This window comes from uncultured Dubosiella sp., assembly GCF_964018005.1.
Lineage (GTDB): Bacteria > Bacillota_I > Bacilli_A > Erysipelotrichales > Erysipelotrichaceae > Dubosiella > Dubosiella muris.
Map to the genome: position 1 here is coordinate 1 of NZ_CAXHOA010000016.1, position 20,622 is coordinate 20,622.

Genomic DNA, 20,622 nt, shown 5'->3' on the forward strand with positions numbered 1-20,622 from the left:
TCGTGCACATTTCAAAAAAAACCATCTGGAAATTAATCTCCAGATGGTTAAGCCATTTCTTAACTAAATGACATTGCGGGTTTCCCCGTTTTTTTTTATCCCTTGATCGTAATGGTGCTGCCATCCGGTCCGGGCGTGCTTTTCAAGTATTCGATGATTTCCGCTTTTTTGTCCGCTTTGCACGGCTTGCATTTGAAGTCGGTCACGTCGCCGCCAACCATCGCTTCCGCCAACGCGCCGCAGCCCGCGTAGCCGCAGCCGCCGCAGTTGTAATTTGGAAGGGCGGCCGTCACCCAGTCTACGCGCGGATCGGCTTCCACATGCAGAAACTTGCTCGCCAAAGCCAGACCGCATCCAAGCAAAGCGCCAAGGACAAGCATCATCAAAATCGCACTGACCATACTCAGGATCCTCCTTTTGTCTTATCATGATTGGGATTGTTCATGCAGGAATAGTCCTTGCATCCATCGCAATCCGCTTTTAAATTTTCACATCCAGGCGGCAGGGGCGTCCGCTTGTTCATCAAAAACAAGACGATATAGACGCCAACGAGTCCGCCGAATAAAATGATCGCGCCAAGAATCGTTTGAATCGGCATTAAACGATACCGGCAAATCCGCTGAACGCCATCGCCATGATCGCGGCCACGATCAACGCGATTGGATTTCCTTTCAATGGCGCCGGAACGTTGGCGATATCCAGACGCTCGCGAATCGTCGAGAAGATGTACAGCACGATCGCGAAGCCAAGCGGCGTTCCAATCGAGTATACGAGCATCTGCGCGAAGTTGTAGCTGTTCGAAATGTTCACAAGGCACACGTTGAGCACGACGCAGTTGGTTGTGATCAGCGGCAAGTAAACACCGAGCGATTTGTACAGCGCCGGACTTGTCTTTTTAATAAACATTTCCGTCAGCTGCACAAGTGATGCAATGACGAGAATGAACGTGATCAAATCCATGAATTGCAGCTGGAGCGGAACAAGTACCAAATAGTACAGGCCATATGTGACCAGCGCAGCCACGACGATAACGAACATAACGGCCACGCCCATGCCGATTGCCGAGCTCTTCTTTCTTGAAACACCCATGAACGGGCACATTCCAAGAAACTGGTTGAGCACGACGTTGTTGATCAAAACGCTTGTCACCAACAAAGTAACCAATTCACCCATAGTTCTACTTTACCTCCCCGGCCTGTGCCGCTTTTTCATCAGCGTGTTTTTTGTACGCGCCAACGAGCGCTGCCAAAATCGCGAAGGTGATAAACGCACCTACCGGCGAATTGAACAGCGAAATCGTATACGCTTCCGGAATCAGCCGCACGTTGAGCCAGACTTGCGCCTCGTTGAACGGATTGACTAAATTGAGAACGCCAGTCGCGAGCACTTCACGAATGAACGACATGGCCACGACAGCCAGCGTGTAGCCAAGTCCCATTCCCAATCCATCCAGCGCGGAATCCGCGATGCCATGTTTGCTGGCGAACGCTTCCGCCCGCCCGAGAATAATACAGTTTACGACAATGAGCGGAATGAAGACGCCCAGACTCGTGTTCAACGCCGGCGCGTAGGCCTCGATCAGCATTTGGATGATCTTAACGAGCGTCGCGATAATCACGATATACACCGGAATGCGGATCTCATCCGGCACGATTTTTCGAATCGCCGAAATAATCACGTTGGATAAGATCAAAACCATAATGACTGCCGCTCCCATACCAATCGCGTTGTTGACGGTTGTCGTGATGGCCAGCGTCGAACAAATACCAAGGTACAAGGAGAATACAGGGTTGTCTTTGATCAAACCGGCTTTAAAATTTTCAAATCGGTTCATGATAGTCCCCCTATTCTAATCCAGCCGCAATATCGGCTGCCTGATGAATGCCGTCGACGACTGGTGTCGAAGTCACGGTCGCGCCCGAAATCGTGTCGATCGGACCAGCTGCCTCTTTGCCGACAACGCCTTCTGCGAACGCCGATTCCATGATCTTGGAACCAATGCCTTTCGTGTCGCCGTTGGAAATCGCCTTGAAGGCCGTCACTTTCAAATCATTTTTGTCGATCGCGACAAGGAATGTCGTCCCGTCTTTGTAGCCGGAAACGCTCATATTGAAAATATAGTTGTTTTCAAACGAATAAATTTTATTGATGCTTGGATTGTCCGTCGTCACGTCCATGATTTCGAATTCATCGACGTTGGCGTCCGGATACATTTCAAGCAGCACTTGTTTTTCGGCCCGTTCGTTGTTGGCCTGGATGACCGGCGCGGTCATTTGGTTCGCAAACGCCAAAGCGCCGCCCGCCAGCGCGGATACGATCGCCAAAAACAAAGTCAAATGCAGGATTTGTTTCATAGCGCGGCCTCCCCTTCCGTCGTTTCAGGCACGACGTACGCCGTCGCGCTGGACGAGGTTTTCAATGTCGTGACTGGCTCGATCGTCTGCGCCGCGAAGAACGAAACGCCCAACGCGCATAAACAGAAGCAGGCGAACGAAATATACACTTTTTTGCGAATCTTGAGCTGGTTGCCGTCCAGTGCCGACTCGATCATCGGCGTGAACATGTTCATCAGCAAAATCGAGTACAGGCAGCCTTCCGGCAAGTTGGCCTTCATTCGGAACAACACCGTCAGGATCGCCGCGCCCAGCGCAAAGAGCACACGGCCCGCCGCGCTTGTCGGATTCGTTACCGGATCCGTCAGCATGAACACGGCCCCGAACACGACGCCGCCCGTCACCAAATGAAGCGCCGGATACCACAGGAACGCCGGAATGCCGTTGTACGATTCCAGTCCGGCCATGAGCGCGATCACCGCGGTCATCACCGCGATGCCGCCCAAATACACGACCGGCACGCGCCAGTCGATAACGTGGCGAAGCGCCAGCACCAATCCAACGAGCAAAATCGCGATCGTGAAGGTTTCTCCCATCGCGCCGGCGTAGGTTCCCATCGCCACCGACCCGAAGCCGCCAAACTGCTCCAAAAAGCTTTCCAGCACTTCCGGCGTGGCCGGCAGCCAATGGTAGTCGCCCGCGATCAGCGCGGTTGGCGTCGCCGAAGTCACAAGATCGGTCGTCGCGCCTGTGAACGCGGCGAAAATCACCGCCCGGCCAACACCGGCCGGATTAAAGATATTTTGTCCGAATCCACCAAAAAGAAGACGGCCGACAACGATCGCGAACACCGTCGCGATGATCAACGCGTACGGCGTGATCGTGATTGGGCACATCAGCGTCAAAATGATCGCCGTCACCCATCCAAACGAGTGCGCCAGAAACGGCTTGATTGGCTGTTTGGTCGCTTTGGCGAAAATCACTTCGCACACCAGCGTCGTCACGAGCGAGCAGACAAGCAAAAGCACCGCCTGCAGCAAATACTCCATACCGTACGCTGTGGCGTAATACGCGCAAGCGCAGGCGAAAATGATCATCAGTCCGATGGTCAAATCGCGCATGATGTGTTGTGTCGATTGTTTTCCTTTGATATTCGGGCTTACGTGAAAATTAAACTTCATATGTTTTCATGGCCCCCTATTTCTTTTTCTGCAAAGCCAACGCCCGTTTCGCTTTGCGTACATTTTCCGTCACGTCGATTTTGGACGGGCACACATACGTGCACAAGCCGCACTCGATGCAGCTCATCGCCTGCCGGCGCTCCATCTCCTCGATGTTGCCTTCCTTCATCGCCATGGCGATTCGAACCGGCTGGAGTCCGGCCGGACAGTGGTCGGAACAGCTGCCGCATCGCAGACACGCGATGGCGTTGTCCGCCGGATTGTCAAGAATCGTCAAGGCGTTCATCGCCCGGTCGATGACGAACATGTCGTTTGGAATGGCTTTTCCCATCATCGGACCGCCCGCGATCAATCGAACGGAGTCCAGCTTGAATCCTGTATGTTCGAAAATTTCCTTGACCGGCATGCCGACTGGCACGCTGACGTTCATTGGATCTTTGACACCCGCGCCCGAAACCGTCACGATTTTATTGGCGATCGCCTCGCCATGCTCCATCATGCGGGCCAGCTCGATCGCGGTGCCGGCGTTGTTCACGATGCATCCGGCCTCGGCTGGCAGGTTGCCGTACTCTTTGTGCAGCACTTCGCGGACAAGCACGCGCTCCCATCCCATTGGATAAACGTCCGGCACCTCGCGCACTTCCACGCCGGTGTTTTCAGCCGCCTGTTTCACCACGGAAATCAAATCCGGGTGCGTCTTTTTAATACAGATGATCACACGCTGCGCTTCCGCCATTTTCTTCATGATGAGCGCGCCGGTCACAAGATGCTTCGGATCGTCCATCATCATTTTATAGTCCGCCGTGATGTACGGCTCGCATTCGACGCCGTTGATGAGCACGGTGTCAATGCCGTTTGGCTTCAAGTATTTGACATACGTGGGAAATCCAGCGCCGCCCAAGCCGACCAAACCGGCGTTTTTCGTAAACTCCACCAGTTCCTCCCGGGACGCGTTTTCGTATCGAATCGGCGCAAACGCCTGGATTGCGGTTTGTTTATGATCCACTTGAATGACCATATGCGGTTGCGGACGCAGCGACGAGTGCATCCGTTTGGCGATCCCGGTAAACACGCCGGAAACGCTTGAATAAATCGGAACGACAAAACCGGATTTTGTCTGTGCCAGCTTTGTACCAACAAATACCTGGTCACCTTCGTGAACCAAGACTTCAAAATCAGTATTGTTGCCTGCGACTAAAGGAATGTAGACTTCCTTCGCGGGCATGATTTCCAGAACTTTTTCATGTTCGGTCTCGGCCTTATGACCAGGGATGTGTTGACACATTTTTCCTAGAAAAAGTGACATATTTTTCCCTTTACCTCCATTTGTTATACATGGATAATTCTATTCTATTTTCTTGAAAGATTCAATGACGTATGCTAAACTATTCACAAAAACAGTTTTTTAACTTTATCTAAAGAATTCCATCAAATAATTATCTGAACAAATTCCCTCGCGTTGTCTCTCTTTCCCTCGCGTGTTCCCCCTTTGGACAAAACCGGAAAATCTCCATGGATTTCCCTGTCGAATTCCGCGTTTGCGGGTATAATAGAATGTATGGAAAAGAAGAACACAAATACGAAATACTGGATCTTTGGCTCGATCGCGTTTCTGGTGCTTGTTATCGCGCTGGTCGCCTCGACCACTTATCGTCCTAAATCGGCCGTCCAGACGTTCAACGAAACGTATACGGATTTAGGTTTCGACACGCCAATCACATTTCAAGCCACGTGCACCGAGGCTGAATTTGAAAAATACGAATCCATCCTGAAATCGACATTTGTCGACTACAACAAGATTTTCGACCAATATGATGAATACGAGGGCGTCAACAACGTCTACACCTTGAATCAGGAAGCGTACGACCACCCCGTCGAAGTACCCAAAGCGATGATCGAATGTCTCGACATGGCGATACGGGCCGGCGAAATGGACGAGCGATTCGATATCAGCGAAGGCAAAGTGCTCACGCTTTGGCATGACGCCAGAGAAGCCGACACCCCCTATGTGCCAAAGGACGCCGACATCCAGGCCGCCCGCCAGCACGAAGGCATCGCCGCGCTGGCAATCGACCACGACAAAAACACCGTCGCCTTCACCGATCCGAACTTGAAACTGGATCTAGGCGCGATCGCGAAAGGATATACGGCGGGTGTGTGCGCCAAGCGCCTGCACGAGGCGGGTCTGGACAACGGCTACATCAACGCTGGCGGAAACGTTGTGCTGCTGGGTGAGAAGCCCGACGGCAAAGACTGGGTTATTGGCATCCAGTCGCCCGACCAGTCGCCAAGCGTCGTCCAGTTTGTCACCCGGCGCCCGGTCGTGATGGTGACAAGCGGCGACTATCAGCGTTATATGGAAGTGGATGGCAAACGCTATTCCCACATTATCGACCCGACGACCGGCTATCCGGCGGCGTTCATGCGCAGCGTGACGGTCATTGCCGACGCCGACCAGTCGGCATGGGCGGACGCCATGAGCACGACCCTGTTTTGCATGCGTGTGGAAGACGGCATGAAATTTTGCGAAGACAACGCGTTGCAAGCGGTATGGATTACCGACAAGGAGCAGTCCGTTCCCGGTTTGGAGCCGGATTTCAAGACCCCGCAGTACAATATTTACTGCACGCCGGGATTGAAGGACGCGCTCAAACTGACAATGTAAGCCCGAAGAGATCGCGAGATCTCTTTTTTTGTGCCGAAAATGCTTTTCATTTGTGGTCGCGTCCAAAATAAGGAACAATAAACCCGAGAAGGTGACGCTATGCAATTTATTCAGTTTATTAAACAGGAAATCGAATGGATCAAACACAACGATCCCTCGCTTTCTTCCACCCTTGAAATTTGGTTCATGCCAGGATTCCGGGCGTTAAAGACCTGGTATTTCACCCATAAGCTTTATCCCAGGCATCCGGCGCTTGCCCGGATCCTCTCGCTGCGCGCCCAGCAAAAAACCGGAATCGACATCCATCCCGGCGCCACGATTGGCGAAAAAGTGTTTATCGACCACGGCAGCGGAGTCGTCATTGGCGAAACGTGCGTCATTCACGACCGGGTCATGATTTATCAAGGCGTGACGCTTGGCGCCACAGGCAAAGTCACCGGAAAACGTCATCCGACCATCGAAAGCGATGTCGTCATCGGCGCCGGGTCGAAAATCATTGGCAATATCGTGCTTCACCACGGCTGCCGGATTGGCGCGGGCTCCATCATCATCAAGGACGTTCCGGCCGACACGACGATGATTCCCGCGCCGGCATACGCTATTCGCAACCAGTACGGCCGGATCGACGTGCCCAACATCGCCTCGCTGGAAGGCAAGCTCAACACCGTGCTTCGAAAGCTGGACGATGACGGTCAAAGAAAAAAATAAAAAAAAGATGTCGGCCGGCATCTTTTTTTGTCAGACGCATAAAAAAAAGCCCTTTATTCAAGGGCTGAATTTACACATGGTGCGGAGAACGGGACTCGAACCCACATGAGTTGCCTCACTAGCGCCTGAAGCTAGCGCGTCTACCAATTTCGCCATCTCCGCAAGTGCAGGACTATAATATCAAACCCCGCGGCCGAAGTCAATCCCGAAAGCACCATATTTTTAAATTCTTTTCTCCTGCCGTATAATGATCCCATGAAAAAAGCAGAAACCATTCGTGTCGAAGCGACACTCGTCAACAAAAGAGTTTCCTCCTACAACGCGGTCGAGGGACTCGAAAATCCAATGGATATGTATGAACTTGATTTTATGGCGGACGGCAAGCCCCTTTCTTTCGAAGTCAGCGTCTTCGAATTCCAGGCCGTGGAAATCGGCATGCAGGGACTTCTCGTGTATCAAGGCTACAACATTGTTTCCTTTGGTTCATGGATCAAAGATTTCAAGATGTAAAACCAGGCACGCAACCCAAAAAATCAATTATACTTATAGGAAAGTCCTATTTCGTTGAGGCTGTCGGCAATTTACTTTACTCAAGTAAATAGAAAATTTTATCTTACTCTTTCAAAATTAGGGATGATTTTTTCAGAAAATAGTCTTATAATTTTCTCATCCTAAAAAAGGAGGTATTCCATGAAAAACACCATTGTTATTGTTTTAGAGGTTTTGATCGTCGTCTGCGTGGCCGCGATCGGATTCGTGTTTTGGAAAAAGCATCAAAAGAATTCCCGACAGCAGCAAAAAGAAAAAATGTTCAAGGAAAAATTCGGCGTCGAACCGCCTAGATCCGGTCAGCTCACGCTGGAAGATCAAAAAGTGTTTCCTTCCTATTATCAGCTTAGCCTGAAGTACAAAAAGGAAAACGACCAATACGTCTGGGAACCTTCCCGCATCCGAATGGGACGGTTTCTCCTCTTGCTTCCCGATCCATACCAGGCAATCGAATACATTCAGTATTTATACAACGAAGGCGTTCCACTCGTTCAAAAAGGCGAGAAGGAGCCTTCCCTGCCAACGCTTGAGGACCTGAAAGCCGCGCTGCCGGCCAAAGCGTTTTTTGCTCTTCGTCATTCCTGAAAAAAAGCTTTCCACGACAATCCCTGTCCATGGAAAGCTTTTTTATTAATTTATTCCTTGCCGTTCCAGCAATACGTGCACAACTCGCACTCGTCGATTCCGATCGACTCGATCATATCGTCCAGACGATGATAGCGCAAGGAAGTGAAATTGAGCTTCTCGCGGATTTTCTCGCACATCGTCGCGTATTCCGGACTGTCGGGATCCGCGTACGTCCGCAACGTTTCCACCGAAACGTCCTCCCCTTCCATCTCTTCGATCACCCGGCGGGTAATGAGCTCGCGCTCCGAATTGGAACGGGAAAAATTCAAATACTTGCAGCCAAACATAATCGGCGGGCACGCCGGCCGGACGTGCACCTCTTTCGCGCCGCTTTCATAAAGAAACTCGGTCGTTTCGCCCAGCTGCGTTCCCCGGACGATGGAATCGTCGATAAGCAGCAGTTTTTTATCCTTGATTAAATCCGCCACGGGAATGAGCTTCATCTTCGCGATCATGTTGCGCTGCGCCTGGCTGGTCGGCATAAACGAACGCGGCCACGTCGGCGTGTATTTAATAAACGGTCTTGAAAACGGGATGCCGGTCACATTCGAGTAGCCAATCGCGTGCGCGATTCCCGAGTCGGGAACGCCGGCCACGCTGTCGACCTCCACATCGTCGCGGGCGGCCAAAATTTTTCCGCAGCGGTTGCGCATCGTTTCCACGTTGACCCCTTCATAGGTCGAAGTCGGATACCCGTAATACACCCACAGGAAGGAACACACTTTTTTTTGCGTATACGGCTTTTGCAGCACTTGCACTTCCTTTGGCGTGATCAAGTCGATTTCCCCCGGTCCAAGGTCTTTCATATGGGTGTAGCCCAAATTCAAAAACGCGCTGCTCTCAAATGTCACGCAATATCCGTTGTCCTTTTGACCGACAATCACCGGCGTTCTTCCCGCTTTGTCGCGCATCGCGTAAATGCCGTCTTTGTTCATCAGCAAAACGCTCATACTGCCGTCCACCAAATCCTGCACCGATTTCAAGCCTTCCACAATCGAGTTTTTCTGGTTGATCAACGCGCCGATCAGCTCGGTCGGGTTGACGCCGCCCACGCTCATTTCCTGAAAATGCGTCATTCCTTTTTCAAAGCAATGCGCTTTCAAGCCTTCCAGATTGTTGATTCGGCCAACCGTCGTGATCGCGAAGCTGCCCAGATGGGAATGCAGCAGCAAGGGCTGGGATTCGTAGTCGGAAATGCAGCCGATCCCGATCTTTCCTTCAAAGCTGTCGAGATCCTTGTCGAATTTCGTCCGAAACGGCGTGTTCTCGATATTGTGGATCGCGCGGGAAAAGCCGTTTGCCCCCCATACCGCCATGCCGGCGCGGCGCGTTCCTAAATGCGAATGATAGTCGATGCCAAAAAACAAATCCAGTACACAACTTTCTTTTGAGGCAACCCCAAAAAAGCCACTCATACTCAAAATCCTCCCTTTCTTTGTCTTTTTAGTATAACACCAAAAGCAAGATCCGAAAATCTTGCTCTTTTTTTTATTCGAGATTTAAAATTTGCGCGCATCGGTCGCACAATCCGTCTTCGTGTTCGCTTTCCGTGTAGTTCCAGCAGCGAGGGCACACATGGCCTTTCGCCTTCTCTACTTCCACGCCGCACACGTCGAAAGCCGTCAACGGCTCCTCGACAAATTCAACGCCGGACACGATCAGCCACTGCGCCGGATTTGGCACGATTTCTTCAAACAGCGCTCTGATTTCGTCGCTGACAAACAAACGAATCGAAGCTTCCAGCGATTTTTTGATCAAGCCGTCCGCTCTGGCGATTTCGAGCGCTTTCAGCACGTCTTTGCGCACTGCCAGCAGCTTGCCCATTTGTTCGACGAGGCGGTTGGCATCGACATCGAGATCCACGCTCGCAAACGAGCTCAAGTGAATCGACTCGTCGTCGAAATGCATGAAGTCGTTGACTTCCTCAGTCGTATGGCAAAGAATCGGCGCCCACAGTCTTGTCAGCACATCGAGGCACAAATACAAAACGGTTTGCACCTGCCGACGCTGCGAATCGTCCACATTTAAAATGTATAAAATGTCTTTCGTGTAATCCAAATAGTAGGCGGACAACTCGTTGGTCATGAAATTCGTCAACTGGCTGACAACGTCCGCGAACCGGTACTCGTCATACGCCTTGATGCACTCCTGTGCCACGCGGTTGAGCTTCACAAGCACATACGTGTTCAGCGGGCTCAGTTCGCCGGTTGGTACAAGATCGGCTTTCGTGAAGGTGTTGTTATCCAGGTTGGCCATGAGGAAGCGGAACGTGTTGCGCACTTTCCGATAGTTTTCCGCCACCTGTTTCAAGATGTTTTGTCCCATCGAGCAATCGGCCTGGTAGTCGACGCTCGTCGCCCACAGACGCAAAATATCCGCGCCGAACTTTTTCGTGATCTCGCCTGGCGCCACCGCGTTCCATTGCGATTTGGACATCTTGACGCCTTTTTCGTCCATGACGAAGCCATGCGAAAGCACCTGCTTGTATGGCGCCTGCCCATACACAGCCGTTCCGACGATGAGCGACGAGTTGAACCAGCCGCGGTACTGATCCGATCCTTCAAAATACAAATCAGCCGGATAGCCAAGACCGCGCCCGATCATCGCGCCGGTATGCGACGATCCCGAATCAAACCAGACATCCATCGTGTCCGTTTCCTTGCGGAAGATGCCGTTTGGCGAATGCTCGTTCGTGTAGCCAGCCGGCAGCAGCTCGTCGGCGTCTTTCTCAAACCACACATTCGAGCCAAACTCGGCGAACAAGTCTGCCACGTGGTCGAACACGTTTTGATCCATGATCGGCGTGTCGTCCTCGCCATAGAAAATCGGAATCGGAACGCCCCACAGACGCTGCCGGGAAATGCACCAGTCGCCACGGTCGGCAATCATGTTGTGCATGCGACCCTCTCCCCACGCCGGAACCCACGAAATCGAGTGGATCTGCTCAAGGAGCTGGTCGCGAATTTTGTCGATCGAAGCGAACCATTGCGTCGTCGCCCGGAAAATGATTGGTTTTTTCGTCCGCCAGTCATGCGGATAGGAGTGCGTGATAAACGTCAAATTGAGCAGCGCGCCCAGCTCGTCCAATGTCTGGGTGACGACTTTGTTAGCGTCCTCCACATACAAGCCTTCCAAATTGGCGCCTGTTCCCGCCATCAGCTTTCCTTGCTCGTCGACGTTGACATCCATGGCCAGTCCGTACCGCATGCCGGTGTTAAAGTCGTCTACACCAAACGCCGGTGCCGTATGGACGCAGCCTGTTCCGGCGTCGGCCGTCACATAGTCCGCGAGCACGACCAGGCTTTCCTTTTCCGGATAGAGCGGATGCGTCGTCGTGATGAGCTCCAGTTCCTTGCCCTGGAACGTTTGCGTGATTTGGTATTGCTCCACGCCGAATTTTGGCATGAGATCTTCCACCAGTTCGCGAAGCACGACCAGCTTGCCGTGGTCGGTATCGACCAGGGCGTACTCCATGTTTGGATGCAGGGCGATGGCTTTGTTGCCCGGAATGGTCCAAGGCGTCGTCGTCCAGATGACGAAATGCGTATCCGTATCCAGCACGCCTTTGCCGTCTTTGACTTGGAATTTCACAAAAATGGTCGGCGACTTGATGTCTTTGTATTCGACTTCCGCCTCGGCCAGCGCCGATTCGCTTGATGGCGACCAGTATACCGGCTTCAGCCCTTTATAAATAAGGCCCTCCATCGCCATCTTTCCAAAGATCCGGATTTGTTCCGCTTCAAAATCTTTCGTCAAGGTAATGTATGGATGGTCGTAGTCCCCGATGCTTCCAAGCGACAAAAAGCCCGCTTTTTGTTTTTCGACTTGCTCCATCGCGTAGTCGTAGCATACTTTTCGGAACGCCGCGATGTCCATTTTCTTGCGGTCGTACCCCAGCTTCGTGACCGCTGTCTCGATTGGCAGGCCATGCGTGTCCCATCCTGGAATGTAAGGTACCTTGTAGCCTTCCATGAACTTCGACTTGTTGATGACATCCTTCAAAATCTTGTTCAAGGCGTGTCCCAGGTGAATGTCTCCGTTGGCGTATGGAGGGCCGTCATGCAGCACGAACGGCTTCGCGTCTTCGCGGCGCGCCAGCATCTTGTCGTACAACTGCTCCTCCTGCCAGCGTTTTTGGTATTTCGGTTCTTTCTTCGTGAGATTTCCACGCATTTCAAAGCCGGTTTTCGGCATATGCAATGTGTCTTTGTAATCCATGTGTTCTCCCTCCTGTTCAACAAAAAAAAGACGTCCTGTTCCAAGGACGTCAATCACGCGGTACCACCAAGGTTCCCGGAAGCTCCGGGCACTCGACAGGGTAACGGCCTGTTCCGGGCAAACCTACTTTTCGTTCGGCATGCCAGCTCGAAAGGGATACCCCCTGCCTGTTCCATCACGCTCTCTCACCGGTGCGAGCGCTCTCTGATCATGGTCGGCGGCAGACGACGCGTCTTTCTCATTGCCTACATATACTTTTCAAACCGCAGCACGAACCGGTCTTTTCTTGTCGTGCTGACCACGTCGAGAAAGCGGAACCGTCCGATTTTGCGGATAGAAACAAAGTCATTATTACACATCTGCCTGTTTTCATCAAGCACAACATCGTTGACTTTCACAAGTCCCTGCTTGAGCATCGCTTTCGCTTTCGCTCTCGAGCAATGGGCTAAGGCCGCCACGACGGCATCGAGCCGCAGTCCCGCCACGTTGACCGTGATTTGCTCGCGCATGATGCGCAATGGCTCGCCGACCTCCCCTTCCGAAAAGGAAACGCTGTGCCGGCCGATTTGCGTCAAAGACGAGGCGATGTAGTCCGCCATCCCCTCGGTACAAAAAATGTACAGCCGCTCTTCCATCACCAGCAAATCCCCGATCGTTTCCCGCTCGATGCCCAAGTGCATGAGCGCGCCCAAAATATCCTTGTGGGTCAGCGCCTTGCCAAAGCGCCCATCGTAGCGCGCCGTCAAAACGCATACGTTTGGCGCCTGGCACGGATACGGGGAAAGCCGCGCGATTTTGCGTTCCGCGTCCTCATAGCCGCCATTCATTTGAAGCGTCAGCTGGTTTCCGGCGAGCGTCTTGACGATTTCCTGCTCGGCCAGGGTGAGAAACCCGGTCGTAACCGGCTGCTGGCGACGCTGACACAGCGCGGTCATATCCTTGATTTTCGCGATAAACCATTCATGTCCTTGTCTGATCATTTTTTGCCTCCATTCCAAAAAAAAGCCGCCCGGCTGGACGGTAAAGTGCCAATGGACTTGGCGGATTACGCTTCGTCTAGATCGTCTGGATCACCCAGGGAGATCTGTCCGGAAACGCCAATCTGCTGCGGTGAGCACAAAATAACGTTTTGTCCGATTTTCTGGATCTTGCCATCCAGCGCGAATACGACACCGGTCAGGAAATCAATCGTGCGCTGTGCGTATTCACGATCCAATTTATGTAGATTCACAACGACCGCGCGCCCCTCTTTAAGACGAAGACCAACTTCTTCCGCTTCTCCAAAACTTCTTGGTTCAAACAAAACCATCTTTGTATTTGGATTTAAAGTGGATGCGTTCGAACGGTTTTTAGGTCTTTCATACTGGCTTTGAGGTTCTACGTCAACTTCGCTTTTGCGTACCGTTTGAGTTTCGTATACAGAGTTTTCTTCTTCACTCTCATCAATCGGAGCAACAAATTCTTTGACTTTATCTATAAATCCCATGTGATAAACCTCCTTATCGTACATAATTATAACACAGTTTTTTCGAAGGAAAGGAATTAAAACCTATTCTCCAGACCATTCGCGTGTCTCATTTTTTGATTATGTAAACTCTTCTTCACTGGAAATCCGCAATGCACGCATTGCACATATGACTATATCACAACTCGGGAAATTAAAAAACTAAAAATCTAAAAAAAAATAAAAAGCCCGAATCGGGCTTTTGCTTATTCGGTTTCGATCAAACCATAACCTCCATCGTGGCGGCGGTACACGACCGCGATCTTGTTCGTCTCGTCGTCGGTGTAAATGAAGAAATCATGGTCGAGCAGCTCCATCTTCGTGATGGCCTCGTCAAGCGACATCAATTCAGGAACAATGGATTTGGTCCGGACGATCTCGTCGTCGCTCACTTCCTCCTCGTCGAACAGTTCCAGATCGAGGAACGCTTCCGAAAGCGGATGCGAGTTCTTTTTCGTGATGCGCGTCTTTTGCCGGCGAACCTGATCCTCCAGCTTGTCAATGGCCCGGTCGATCGCGCGATACAAATCGTCGTCGCTTACTTCGGCCCGCAAAATCGCGAACCGCGTCGGAATCGTAATTTCAATTTTTTGTTTTGTAGGGTATGTACGAATCAAAACATTGGCCGTATCGTCATCGTCGATGATGAAGTACTTGTTGAGTACGGTCAGCTTTTTCTTGATCTTTTCCGCGATCGCCTCCGTCACTGTGATGTTTTTTCCAACAATATTGACTTTCATACTCAATACCTCCTTGTATAGGATCCAACGATCCTTTGGTTACTTGTATTTTACCACAATGTTCCGGTATTGGCGAAACTTTAAGCGCTTTCATGCGTAAAAGACACTTTTTCATCCATTTTCGCCACACGTTTTTTGCGATACGTCGGTTTCCGTTTTCAAAAGCGCTTGAAAAAAAATGAAAATTTCGATACACTGAACCCATGAATCCGACAAAATCCTTTCGATTTATCCACTAACACCCGCAGCATCAAACCTTCGCCGTTTGATTTTTCAGCAGGTGTTCCAAAAAGGCATTTCCCGCAATGGAATGCCTTTTTCTTTTCAGATTCATATCAAGGAGGAAAGTTATGATTATCACATTGAAAAAATCCGCGCCTCAGGCCGAAGTCGACAAGCTGCTGCGCCGTTTCGAAAGCCAGGACCTGCAAGTCACGTTCATCCAGGGCGCCAACTACAACGTGTTCGGCCTTGTTGGCGACACATCCAAAGTCGACGAGAAAAACATCCAGGCCAATCCGATCGTCACGAACGTCCAGCGCGTCGCCCAGCCGTACAAGCTCGCCAACCGCATGTTCCATCCCGAAGACACGATCGTGAACGTGGACGGCATTTTGATTGGCGGCAAAAAAATCGTCCTTATCGGCGGACCCTGCTCGGTAGAAAGCGAAGAACAAATCGTGCGCATCGCCAAGGAAGTCAAAGAGGCGGGCGCCGACATGCTGCGCGGAGGTGCCTACAAGCCAAGAACTTCCCCGTACGCCTTCCAGGGGCTGGGAACCGAGGGCGTTCTCGATTTAGTCAAAGCCAAAGAGGCGACCAGTCTGCCTGTCGTATCCGAGCTCATGTCCATCGACAAGCTCGATGAATTCGTCCAATACGTCGATATTATCCAAATCGGCGCCCGCAACATGCAAAACTTCGACTTGCTCAAGGCGGTAGGCCGCACCAAAAAGCCGGTCCTTCTCAAGCGCGGCTTGTGCAACACGATCGAGGAGTGGATCATGGCCGCCGAATACATCATGGCCGAAGGCAATCCGAACGTCATCTTCTGCGAGCGCGGCATTCGAACCTTTGAAACGTACACCCGCAACACGCTTGATCTCGCCGTCATTCCGATCATTAAAGAGCGCACCCATTTGCCAATCATCATCGACCCGTCCCACGCGGCAGGCGACTATAAACTGATCGAGTCGCTTTCGCTGGCCGCGATCGCCGCGGGAGCCGACGGTTTGATCATCGAAGTGCACGACGATCCGGAAAACGCGTGGTCCGACGGGGCGCAAAGCTTGAAGCCGGCCAAGTTCAACGATTTGATCGCCAAAGGCAAAGCGATCGCCCACGTCATCGGCCGCTCGCTATGAGAAAACCGAATCAAGTCAAAACCAATCCGTTTCCGTATTCCCACACGAATAAGCGCTACTATACGATCGACCACTATTTTCGAAAGAAGTACGGAAAAAAAGTCGCGAAAGTCCCGCTGAACGCCGGGTTCACCTGTCCTAACCGCGACGGAACCAAAAGCGTGGGCGGATGCGCCTTTTGCTCGTCTCTTGGCTCGGGCGACTCCATTCCCGCCTTCTTCGACACGCTGTCCAGACAGTACGAGGAAGGGCTGGGGCGGATGCGGCAAAAATGGCCGGACTGCCTTGGCTTCGCGTATTTCCAGTCGTACACGAACACGTACGCGCCGCTGGAAACATTGCAGGCGATTTACGACCCGTTTTTTGCGCGCGACGACGTGCAAGGCGTGTGTATCGCGACCCGGGCCGATTGTTTAAGCGAGGAAATCGTCGCCTATTTGGCCGAACGAGCCAAACAAAAAGAAGTGTGGATCGAGCTGGGCTTGCAAAGCGTCCACGACAAAACGATGGACGCGCTCAACCGCGCCCACGATTCCGCCATCGTTTTTCAATGGATCGAACGGTTAAAACGCACACCGATCAAAACGTGTGTCCATCTCATCAACTCCCTTCCCGGCGAGAGCGAGGATGACATGCTGGAAAGCGCCAGACAGGTGGCGGCGGCCCGTCCCGACGCCATCAAGATCCATATGCTGCATATCGTCAAAAACTCGAAGATGGGCGCCGACTTCGTCCATCATCCCTTTGCGCTGCTCAGCCGCCAGGCGTATGTCGATGTCGTCGTGCGCCAGCTGGAATGCCTGCCTGCCGACATGATCGTGGAGCGGCTGACCGGCGACGCGATTCAAAGCGAGCTTATCGCGCCGGAATGGACATTAAAAAAGACCATCGTTCTCAACGCGATTGATCAGCGGATGGTCGAATGGGACACGTGGCAAGGCAAGAATCACACATACGTGTGAATCCACTCGCGAAGCGTGGAAAAATACAGCGCGGGATCTTGATAGCGGGCGATGGCGTGCTCCCCGCCCTCGATGAGCAGCAGCTGTTTGGGATAATGGGCGAAATGGTACAACTTGAACACCATATGCGTTGGAACGAACTCGTCTTTCGTTCCGTGAATGAACAGCGTCGGAATGTGCGAACGGTGCACCGCGCCAAGCGGATCGGCGTCTTTGAACCGAAAACCGCCGCGCAGTTTCGTAATCAGACTCGCGACATGAACAACTGGAAAAGGTGGCAAATGCGCCATCTTTTTTAGTTGGTACGAGAATTCGTCCCACGCGCTCGTGTAGCCGCAGTCCTCGATGCACGCCTTGACGTTGGCGGGCAGGTTTTTAGCCAGGCTCATCATCACGGTAGCGGCCCCCATGGACACGCCATACAGCACGATGGAGCAGTTTGGATCTTTTTGCACGACGTACCGGATCCAGTCCACGAGGTCGTCGCTCTCGTAATATCCCATGCTGACCGCCTTGCCTTCGCTTTTGTTGTGGGCGCGCTGCGAAAGGGACAGGACATTGTAGCCTTCTTCCAAAAAGAAGTCGGCGACATCGACAAGCTCGCCGTTGCGGCCCATGTACCCGTGCATGAGAATCGCCCATTTGCTGGCGTGCTGGTCCACTTCGATGCCATGCAGCCGCAATCCCTGGCGGTTCGTCAAGTACACATCCTGCGGGCCGTAAGTCAAAAAGATTTTTTCATATTTCTGGGTGCGCTTGTCCATCACGATCGGTCCGGTGATATACTGTTTGTCGTTTTTCATGTACAGGCACACGCTGTAAAACACATGGCCGATCAAAAACAAAAGCCCTGCCGTCGCGGCCACGATAAGCAGGATGATCAGGATCCACATGAACATCACCTCAATAAAAGTATACCACCGCTTCCTCGCAGCGTCGTGAAGAAAACACAAAAAAACGGAAAGACCCGGCTTCCCGTTTGACTGGCTATCCTTCCAAAGCGACGCAGTAATAGCGTTTCTTGCCGCGGCGGATAATTAAATCGTTGTCGATGTACGCCTGCTCTTGCGTCATGCGCGTGTCGGGATCGGTGACTTTCACGCCGTTGACCGCGATCGAGTTTCCTTTGATCCACTCGCGTCCTTCCCGCTTGCTGGCGGCGATTTTCGTGTCGACGAGCAAGTCGAGCAGCGTCAGACCGGCCGGCGCGCTCAGTTTTTCCATGTTCATGATGGCGTCCTTGCGCATGCTTTCGTCCAGCTCGCTCAGCTTGCCGCTAAAGAGCGCCTGCGTGATGGAAAGCGCCGCCTGAAGTCCTTCCTCTTTGTGCAAGTCGCGCACCACTTCGCTGGCGAGCGCCTTTTGGGCGTTGCGCTTGTGCGGTTCCTCGCGCAAGGAGCGTTCGAGCTCCTCGATTTGCTCGACGGACAGGAACGTCAGCTTTTTCAAATATTCAATGACTTTGTCGTCTTCCGTGTTGAACAAAAACTGGTACAGCTCGTAAGGCGACGTTTTTTTCGCGTCCAGCCACACGGTGCCGGTTTCGCTTTTGCCAAACTTCGTTCCGTCCGCCTTGGTGATGAGCGGCATCGTCAATCCAAAGCATTTCACGTCGTTGCCGCATTTTTTACGAATGAGCTCCAGACCGGACGTGATGTTGCCCCACTGATCCTGCCCCCCGATTTGCATACGGCAGTTTTTTTCCTGATACAAATGCAAAAAGTCGAGCGACTGCAAAATCATGTATGAAAACTCGGTGTAGCTGATGCCCGAGTCCAGTCTTTTCTTGACCGTTTCCTTGTTGATCATGTAGTTGACGTTGAAGTGCTTTCCATAGTCGCGCAAAAAGTCGATGATGGAAATATCCTTGGTCCAGTCGAGGTTGTTGACCATGTCGAAGCCCCATAGCGCGTTAATTTGCCGGTGGAGGGCGTCGTAGTTGGCTTGCAGCACTTCAGGGGTGAGCATGTTGCGCTCGCCGGTCGCTTTCGGATCGCCGATGAATCCGGTCGCCCCGCCGACCAGCATGATGGGATGGTGTCCATGCTGTTGCAGGCGCTTGGCCATGAGCAGCGAGGAATAGTGTCCAATGTGCAAGCTGTCCGCCGTCGGATCCGTGCCGATGTAAAACGTCAGCTCGCCGTTGTTGATTTCGTCTTCGATTTCGGGCGAAGTCACGTTGTCGATCAACCCCCGCCATTTCAATTCGTCAAATAAATTCATAGTTTCCTTCTCCTCCAAAATAAAAAACGTCCTCGTAAAAGGACGTCATAAACGCGGTACCACCTTTTTTCCTGTTTGAAACAGGCTCTCGAACCTTTAACGCAGGTATACGTCGTATCGAAGCTCCGAGGTGTATTCCATGGACCGGTCCGAAACTTTTCACCAGCCAGTTTCTCTCTGCGCGATCGGCGCCCATGTACTCTGTCTCTTCACAGCATTAAATCCATTATATCCAAAAACCGCTAAAGTTCAAGAAGGATCTGCGTCGTTTCCATGACGCGCCACGCCTGGGCGACATAAAAGCACGGGGCGAATTTTTCCTTCATGCAGTCGAACGCCGGCGGCAGGCTGCCATGGAAATACAAAAGCGCCGAATGGAAAAACACGACATAGTCCTGGACGCCTTTTCGTTCCATCGCCTCGAAGCGCCACGGGTACTCGACTTTGTTGGGATCCTCGTAAAAATGGTTGAAGTGGGCCAGAATCAGACGCAGGAAATCTTTGAAATGATACTGGCGCTCCATGGGAATGTTGCACAAAATGCCGAGCACCTCAAGCAGACGGCCGACAATGTAATCGTCGCTGTATTTGTTTTTGAGCGGCTGCGGCTGGAAATGCAAAAAGTAGTCGTACACCATTTCCATCGCGTCGTTGAACTGGGTCAGCATACCAATGCGTCCTTCGCGCAAAAGCAGCTTCAAGCACGCTTTCTCCACCCGCTGCATCAGCTTCCAGTCCTCTTCGAAAAACGTGTACAAGTAACCGGGCGCCTGGTCGAGATATTTAAGCGTTTCAAAATACCCTTCCCGCATTTCAGGAACCATGTCCTTGGCTTCGAAGTCCAACACCGAGTGCAACTTCATCAGCGGACGAATGCGGATGTGGGGCGTGCTGATTTTCGCGACCTTCTCTCCCGGTTCGGCTAAGTCGACGACAACAAGATCCTCTGCGCCCATTTTCACGCACTGGTCGACGGGCAGCGTTTGTTCATAGCCGCCATCGGCATAGTAGTCCTCCCCGATTCGAATAAGCTGGTACGCCGGAAAATACGCCGTGCTCGAAAACAGCTTGGGAACGAAGTCTTCCGGCCCCATGTCCTTTTTCTCAAAAGCGACCAGCTTGTTTTGGTTGAGATTGAACGACAAGCACGCAAAGTCGACGGGCGCGTTTTGAAACGCGTCATAGTCGAAGATTTTTAAATACTCGTTTTGCAGACCGGACACGTCCGGCCCCCCCTTCATGAATTGCTCTAAAAACTCGTTGAAATCCCGCCGGATGAACGATTTCGCGTTGTACTGATTGGGATAGACAAACAAGTTGTTCGACAACGAGGACTGGCGCATGTTCGAGATCCACGGCACAAGCCGGTCCACGCCATCCTGCACGACGATGGCGCCGATCAGCGCGCCAATGCTGACGCCAGTCACCACGTCAAACGTATACCCAAGTTCTTTGAGCGCCATGCACACGCCGACTTCGTAGCTGCCGCGGGCGCCGCCGCCTCCAAGAACCAATCCTTTTTTTCCGTTCATTTCTATCACCTCGATT

Annotated in this window: 21 protein-coding genes, 1 tRNA gene and 1 other annotated feature; of the genes, 6 read left to right on the forward strand and 16 right to left on the reverse strand. The window is 52.1% G+C overall.

Going from position 1 to position 20,622, the window contains the following annotated elements; all coding sequences use genetic code 11:
- Nucleotides 1-95 precede the first annotated feature (95 nt).
- The 7 genes from ABNS49_RS10655 to ABNS49_RS10685 are packed head-to-tail and all read right to left on the reverse strand — an operon-like array spanning nt 96 to nt 4,820.
- Nucleotides 96-401, reverse strand: a complete 306-nt coding sequence (locus ABNS49_RS10655; protein ID WP_135980551.1) for a (Fe-S)-binding protein — start codon at nt 399-401, stop codon at nt 96-98.
- Between the two features lie 2 nt (nt 402-403).
- Entirely contained in the window at nt 404-598 is a 195-nt protein-coding gene (locus ABNS49_RS10660) for a hypothetical protein (protein WP_135980552.1), read from the reverse strand.
- Nucleotides 598-1,173, reverse strand: a complete 576-nt coding sequence (locus tag ABNS49_RS10665) for an RnfABCDGE type electron transport complex subunit A (RefSeq protein WP_135980553.1) — start codon at nt 1,171-1,173, stop codon at nt 598-600. The genes ABNS49_RS10660 and ABNS49_RS10665 overlap by 1 nt, the downstream gene beginning before the upstream one ends.
- Before the next feature lie 4 nt (nt 1,174-1,177).
- Entirely contained in the window at nt 1,178-1,834 is a 657-nt protein-coding gene (locus ABNS49_RS10670) for an electron transport complex subunit E (protein ID WP_135980554.1), read from the reverse strand.
- Between the two features lie 10 nt (nt 1,835-1,844).
- Nucleotides 1,845-2,354, reverse strand: coding sequence for an FMN-binding protein (locus ABNS49_RS10675; RefSeq protein ID WP_135980555.1), 510 nt, complete (start codon nt 2,352-2,354; stop codon nt 1,845-1,847).
- On the reverse strand, nt 2,351-3,514 hold the full coding sequence (locus tag ABNS49_RS10680) for an RnfABCDGE type electron transport complex subunit D (protein WP_135980556.1): 1,164 nt from the start codon (nt 3,512-3,514) through the stop codon (nt 2,351-2,353). The genes ABNS49_RS10675 and ABNS49_RS10680 overlap by 4 nt, the downstream gene beginning before the upstream one ends.
- A gap of 16 nt (nt 3,515-3,530) precedes the next feature.
- On the reverse strand, nt 3,531-4,820 hold the full coding sequence (locus ABNS49_RS10685) for an RnfABCDGE type electron transport complex subunit C (RefSeq protein ID WP_135980557.1): 1,290 nt from the start codon (nt 4,818-4,820) through the stop codon (nt 3,531-3,533).
- Between the two features lie 252 nt (nt 4,821-5,072).
- Here ABNS49_RS10685 and ABNS49_RS10690 point away from each other — a divergent pair, with 252 nt between their 5' ends.
- Both ABNS49_RS10690 and epsC read left to right on the forward strand, forming a co-directional pair.
- Nucleotides 5,073-6,179, forward strand: coding sequence for an FAD:protein FMN transferase (locus ABNS49_RS10690; RefSeq protein WP_135980558.1), 1,107 nt, complete (start codon nt 5,073-5,075; stop codon nt 6,177-6,179).
- A gap of 99 nt (nt 6,180-6,278) precedes the next feature.
- Complete coding sequence (epsC, locus tag ABNS49_RS10695) at nt 6,279-6,887, forward strand: serine O-acetyltransferase EpsC (protein WP_135980559.1); 609 nt, start codon at nt 6,279-6,281, stop codon at nt 6,885-6,887.
- 77 nt (nt 6,888-6,964) lie between these two features.
- On the opposite strand, the gene ABNS49_RS10700 is transcribed toward epsC, so the two are convergent.
- Nucleotides 6,965-7,049: transfer RNA gene (locus tag ABNS49_RS10700), tRNA-Leu, on the reverse strand.
- A gap of 93 nt (nt 7,050-7,142) precedes the next feature.
- On the opposite strand from ABNS49_RS10700, the gene ABNS49_RS10705 reads away from it, so the two are divergent.
- Complete coding sequence (locus ABNS49_RS10705; RefSeq protein WP_135980560.1) at nt 7,143-7,397, forward strand: DUF2500 family protein; 255 nt, start codon at nt 7,143-7,145, stop codon at nt 7,395-7,397.
- Nucleotides 7,398-7,577: 180 nt separating this feature from the next.
- A complete protein-coding gene (locus ABNS49_RS10710; protein ID WP_135980561.1) occupies nt 7,578-8,021 on the forward strand; it encodes a hypothetical protein in 444 nt (147 codons plus the stop codon).
- Nucleotides 8,022-8,071: 50 nt separating this feature from the next.
- Here ABNS49_RS10710 and ABNS49_RS10715 read toward each other — a convergent pair whose 3' ends face one another.
- The 5 genes from ABNS49_RS10715 to raiA form a co-directional block, all read right to left on the reverse strand.
- A complete protein-coding gene (locus ABNS49_RS10715; protein WP_135980562.1) occupies nt 8,072-9,478 on the reverse strand; it encodes an amidophosphoribosyltransferase in 1,407 nt (468 codons plus the stop codon).
- Between the two features lie 73 nt (nt 9,479-9,551).
- Nucleotides 9,552-12,281: an isoleucine--tRNA ligase gene (ileS, locus tag ABNS49_RS10720; RefSeq protein WP_135980563.1), complete on the reverse strand. Its 2,730-nt coding sequence runs from the start codon at nt 12,279-12,281 to the stop codon at nt 9,552-9,554.
- A 245-nt stretch (nt 12,282-12,526) separates the two neighbouring features.
- Nucleotides 12,527-13,261: a YlmH/Sll1252 family protein gene (locus ABNS49_RS10725; RefSeq protein ID WP_135980564.1), complete on the reverse strand. Its 735-nt coding sequence runs from the start codon at nt 13,259-13,261 to the stop codon at nt 12,527-12,529.
- Nucleotides 13,262-13,326: 65 nt separating this feature from the next.
- Nucleotides 13,327-13,767, reverse strand: coding sequence for a cell division protein SepF (sepF, locus tag ABNS49_RS10730; RefSeq protein WP_135980565.1), 441 nt, complete (start codon nt 13,765-13,767; stop codon nt 13,327-13,329).
- A gap of 224 nt (nt 13,768-13,991) precedes the next feature.
- Nucleotides 13,992-14,525 carry a ribosome-associated translation inhibitor RaiA gene (gene raiA / locus ABNS49_RS10735; protein WP_135980566.1) on the reverse strand — a complete coding sequence of 178 codons (534 nt, stop codon included), beginning with the start codon at nt 14,523-14,525 and terminating at the stop codon, nt 13,992-13,994.
- A 350-nt stretch (nt 14,526-14,875) separates the two neighbouring features.
- On the opposite strand from raiA, the gene aroF reads away from it, so the two are divergent.
- A complete protein-coding gene (gene aroF, locus ABNS49_RS10740; RefSeq protein ID WP_135980567.1) occupies nt 14,876-15,889 on the forward strand; it encodes a 3-deoxy-7-phosphoheptulonate synthase in 1,014 nt (337 codons plus the stop codon).
- On the forward strand, nt 15,886-16,851 hold the full coding sequence (locus tag ABNS49_RS10745) for a TIGR01212 family radical SAM protein (RefSeq protein ID WP_135980568.1): 966 nt from the start codon (nt 15,886-15,888) through the stop codon (nt 16,849-16,851). The genes aroF and ABNS49_RS10745 overlap by 4 nt, the downstream gene beginning before the upstream one ends.
- Here the strand turns inward: ABNS49_RS10745 and ABNS49_RS10750 are convergent.
- The 3 genes from ABNS49_RS10750 to ABNS49_RS10760 all read right to left on the reverse strand — a co-directional run bounded on the left by ABNS49_RS10750 (nt 16,836) and on the right by ABNS49_RS10760 (nt 20,606).
- Nucleotides 16,836-17,750, reverse strand: a complete 915-nt coding sequence (locus tag ABNS49_RS10750) for an alpha/beta hydrolase (protein WP_135980569.1) — start codon at nt 17,748-17,750, stop codon at nt 16,836-16,838. The genes ABNS49_RS10745 and ABNS49_RS10750 overlap by 16 nt on opposite strands.
- Before the next feature lie 88 nt (nt 17,751-17,838).
- On the reverse strand, nt 17,839-19,074 hold the full coding sequence (gene tyrS / locus ABNS49_RS10755; RefSeq protein ID WP_135980570.1) for a tyrosine--tRNA ligase: 1,236 nt from the start codon (nt 19,072-19,074) through the stop codon (nt 17,839-17,841).
- A 35-nt stretch (nt 19,075-19,109) separates the two neighbouring features.
- Nucleotides 19,110-19,296, reverse strand: a binding site (T-box leader).
- 20 nt (nt 19,297-19,316) lie between these two features.
- Nucleotides 19,317-20,606, reverse strand: coding sequence for a patatin-like phospholipase family protein (locus tag ABNS49_RS10760; RefSeq protein ID WP_168353599.1), 1,290 nt, complete (start codon nt 20,604-20,606; stop codon nt 19,317-19,319).
- Nucleotides 20,607-20,622: the final 16 nt, after the last annotated feature.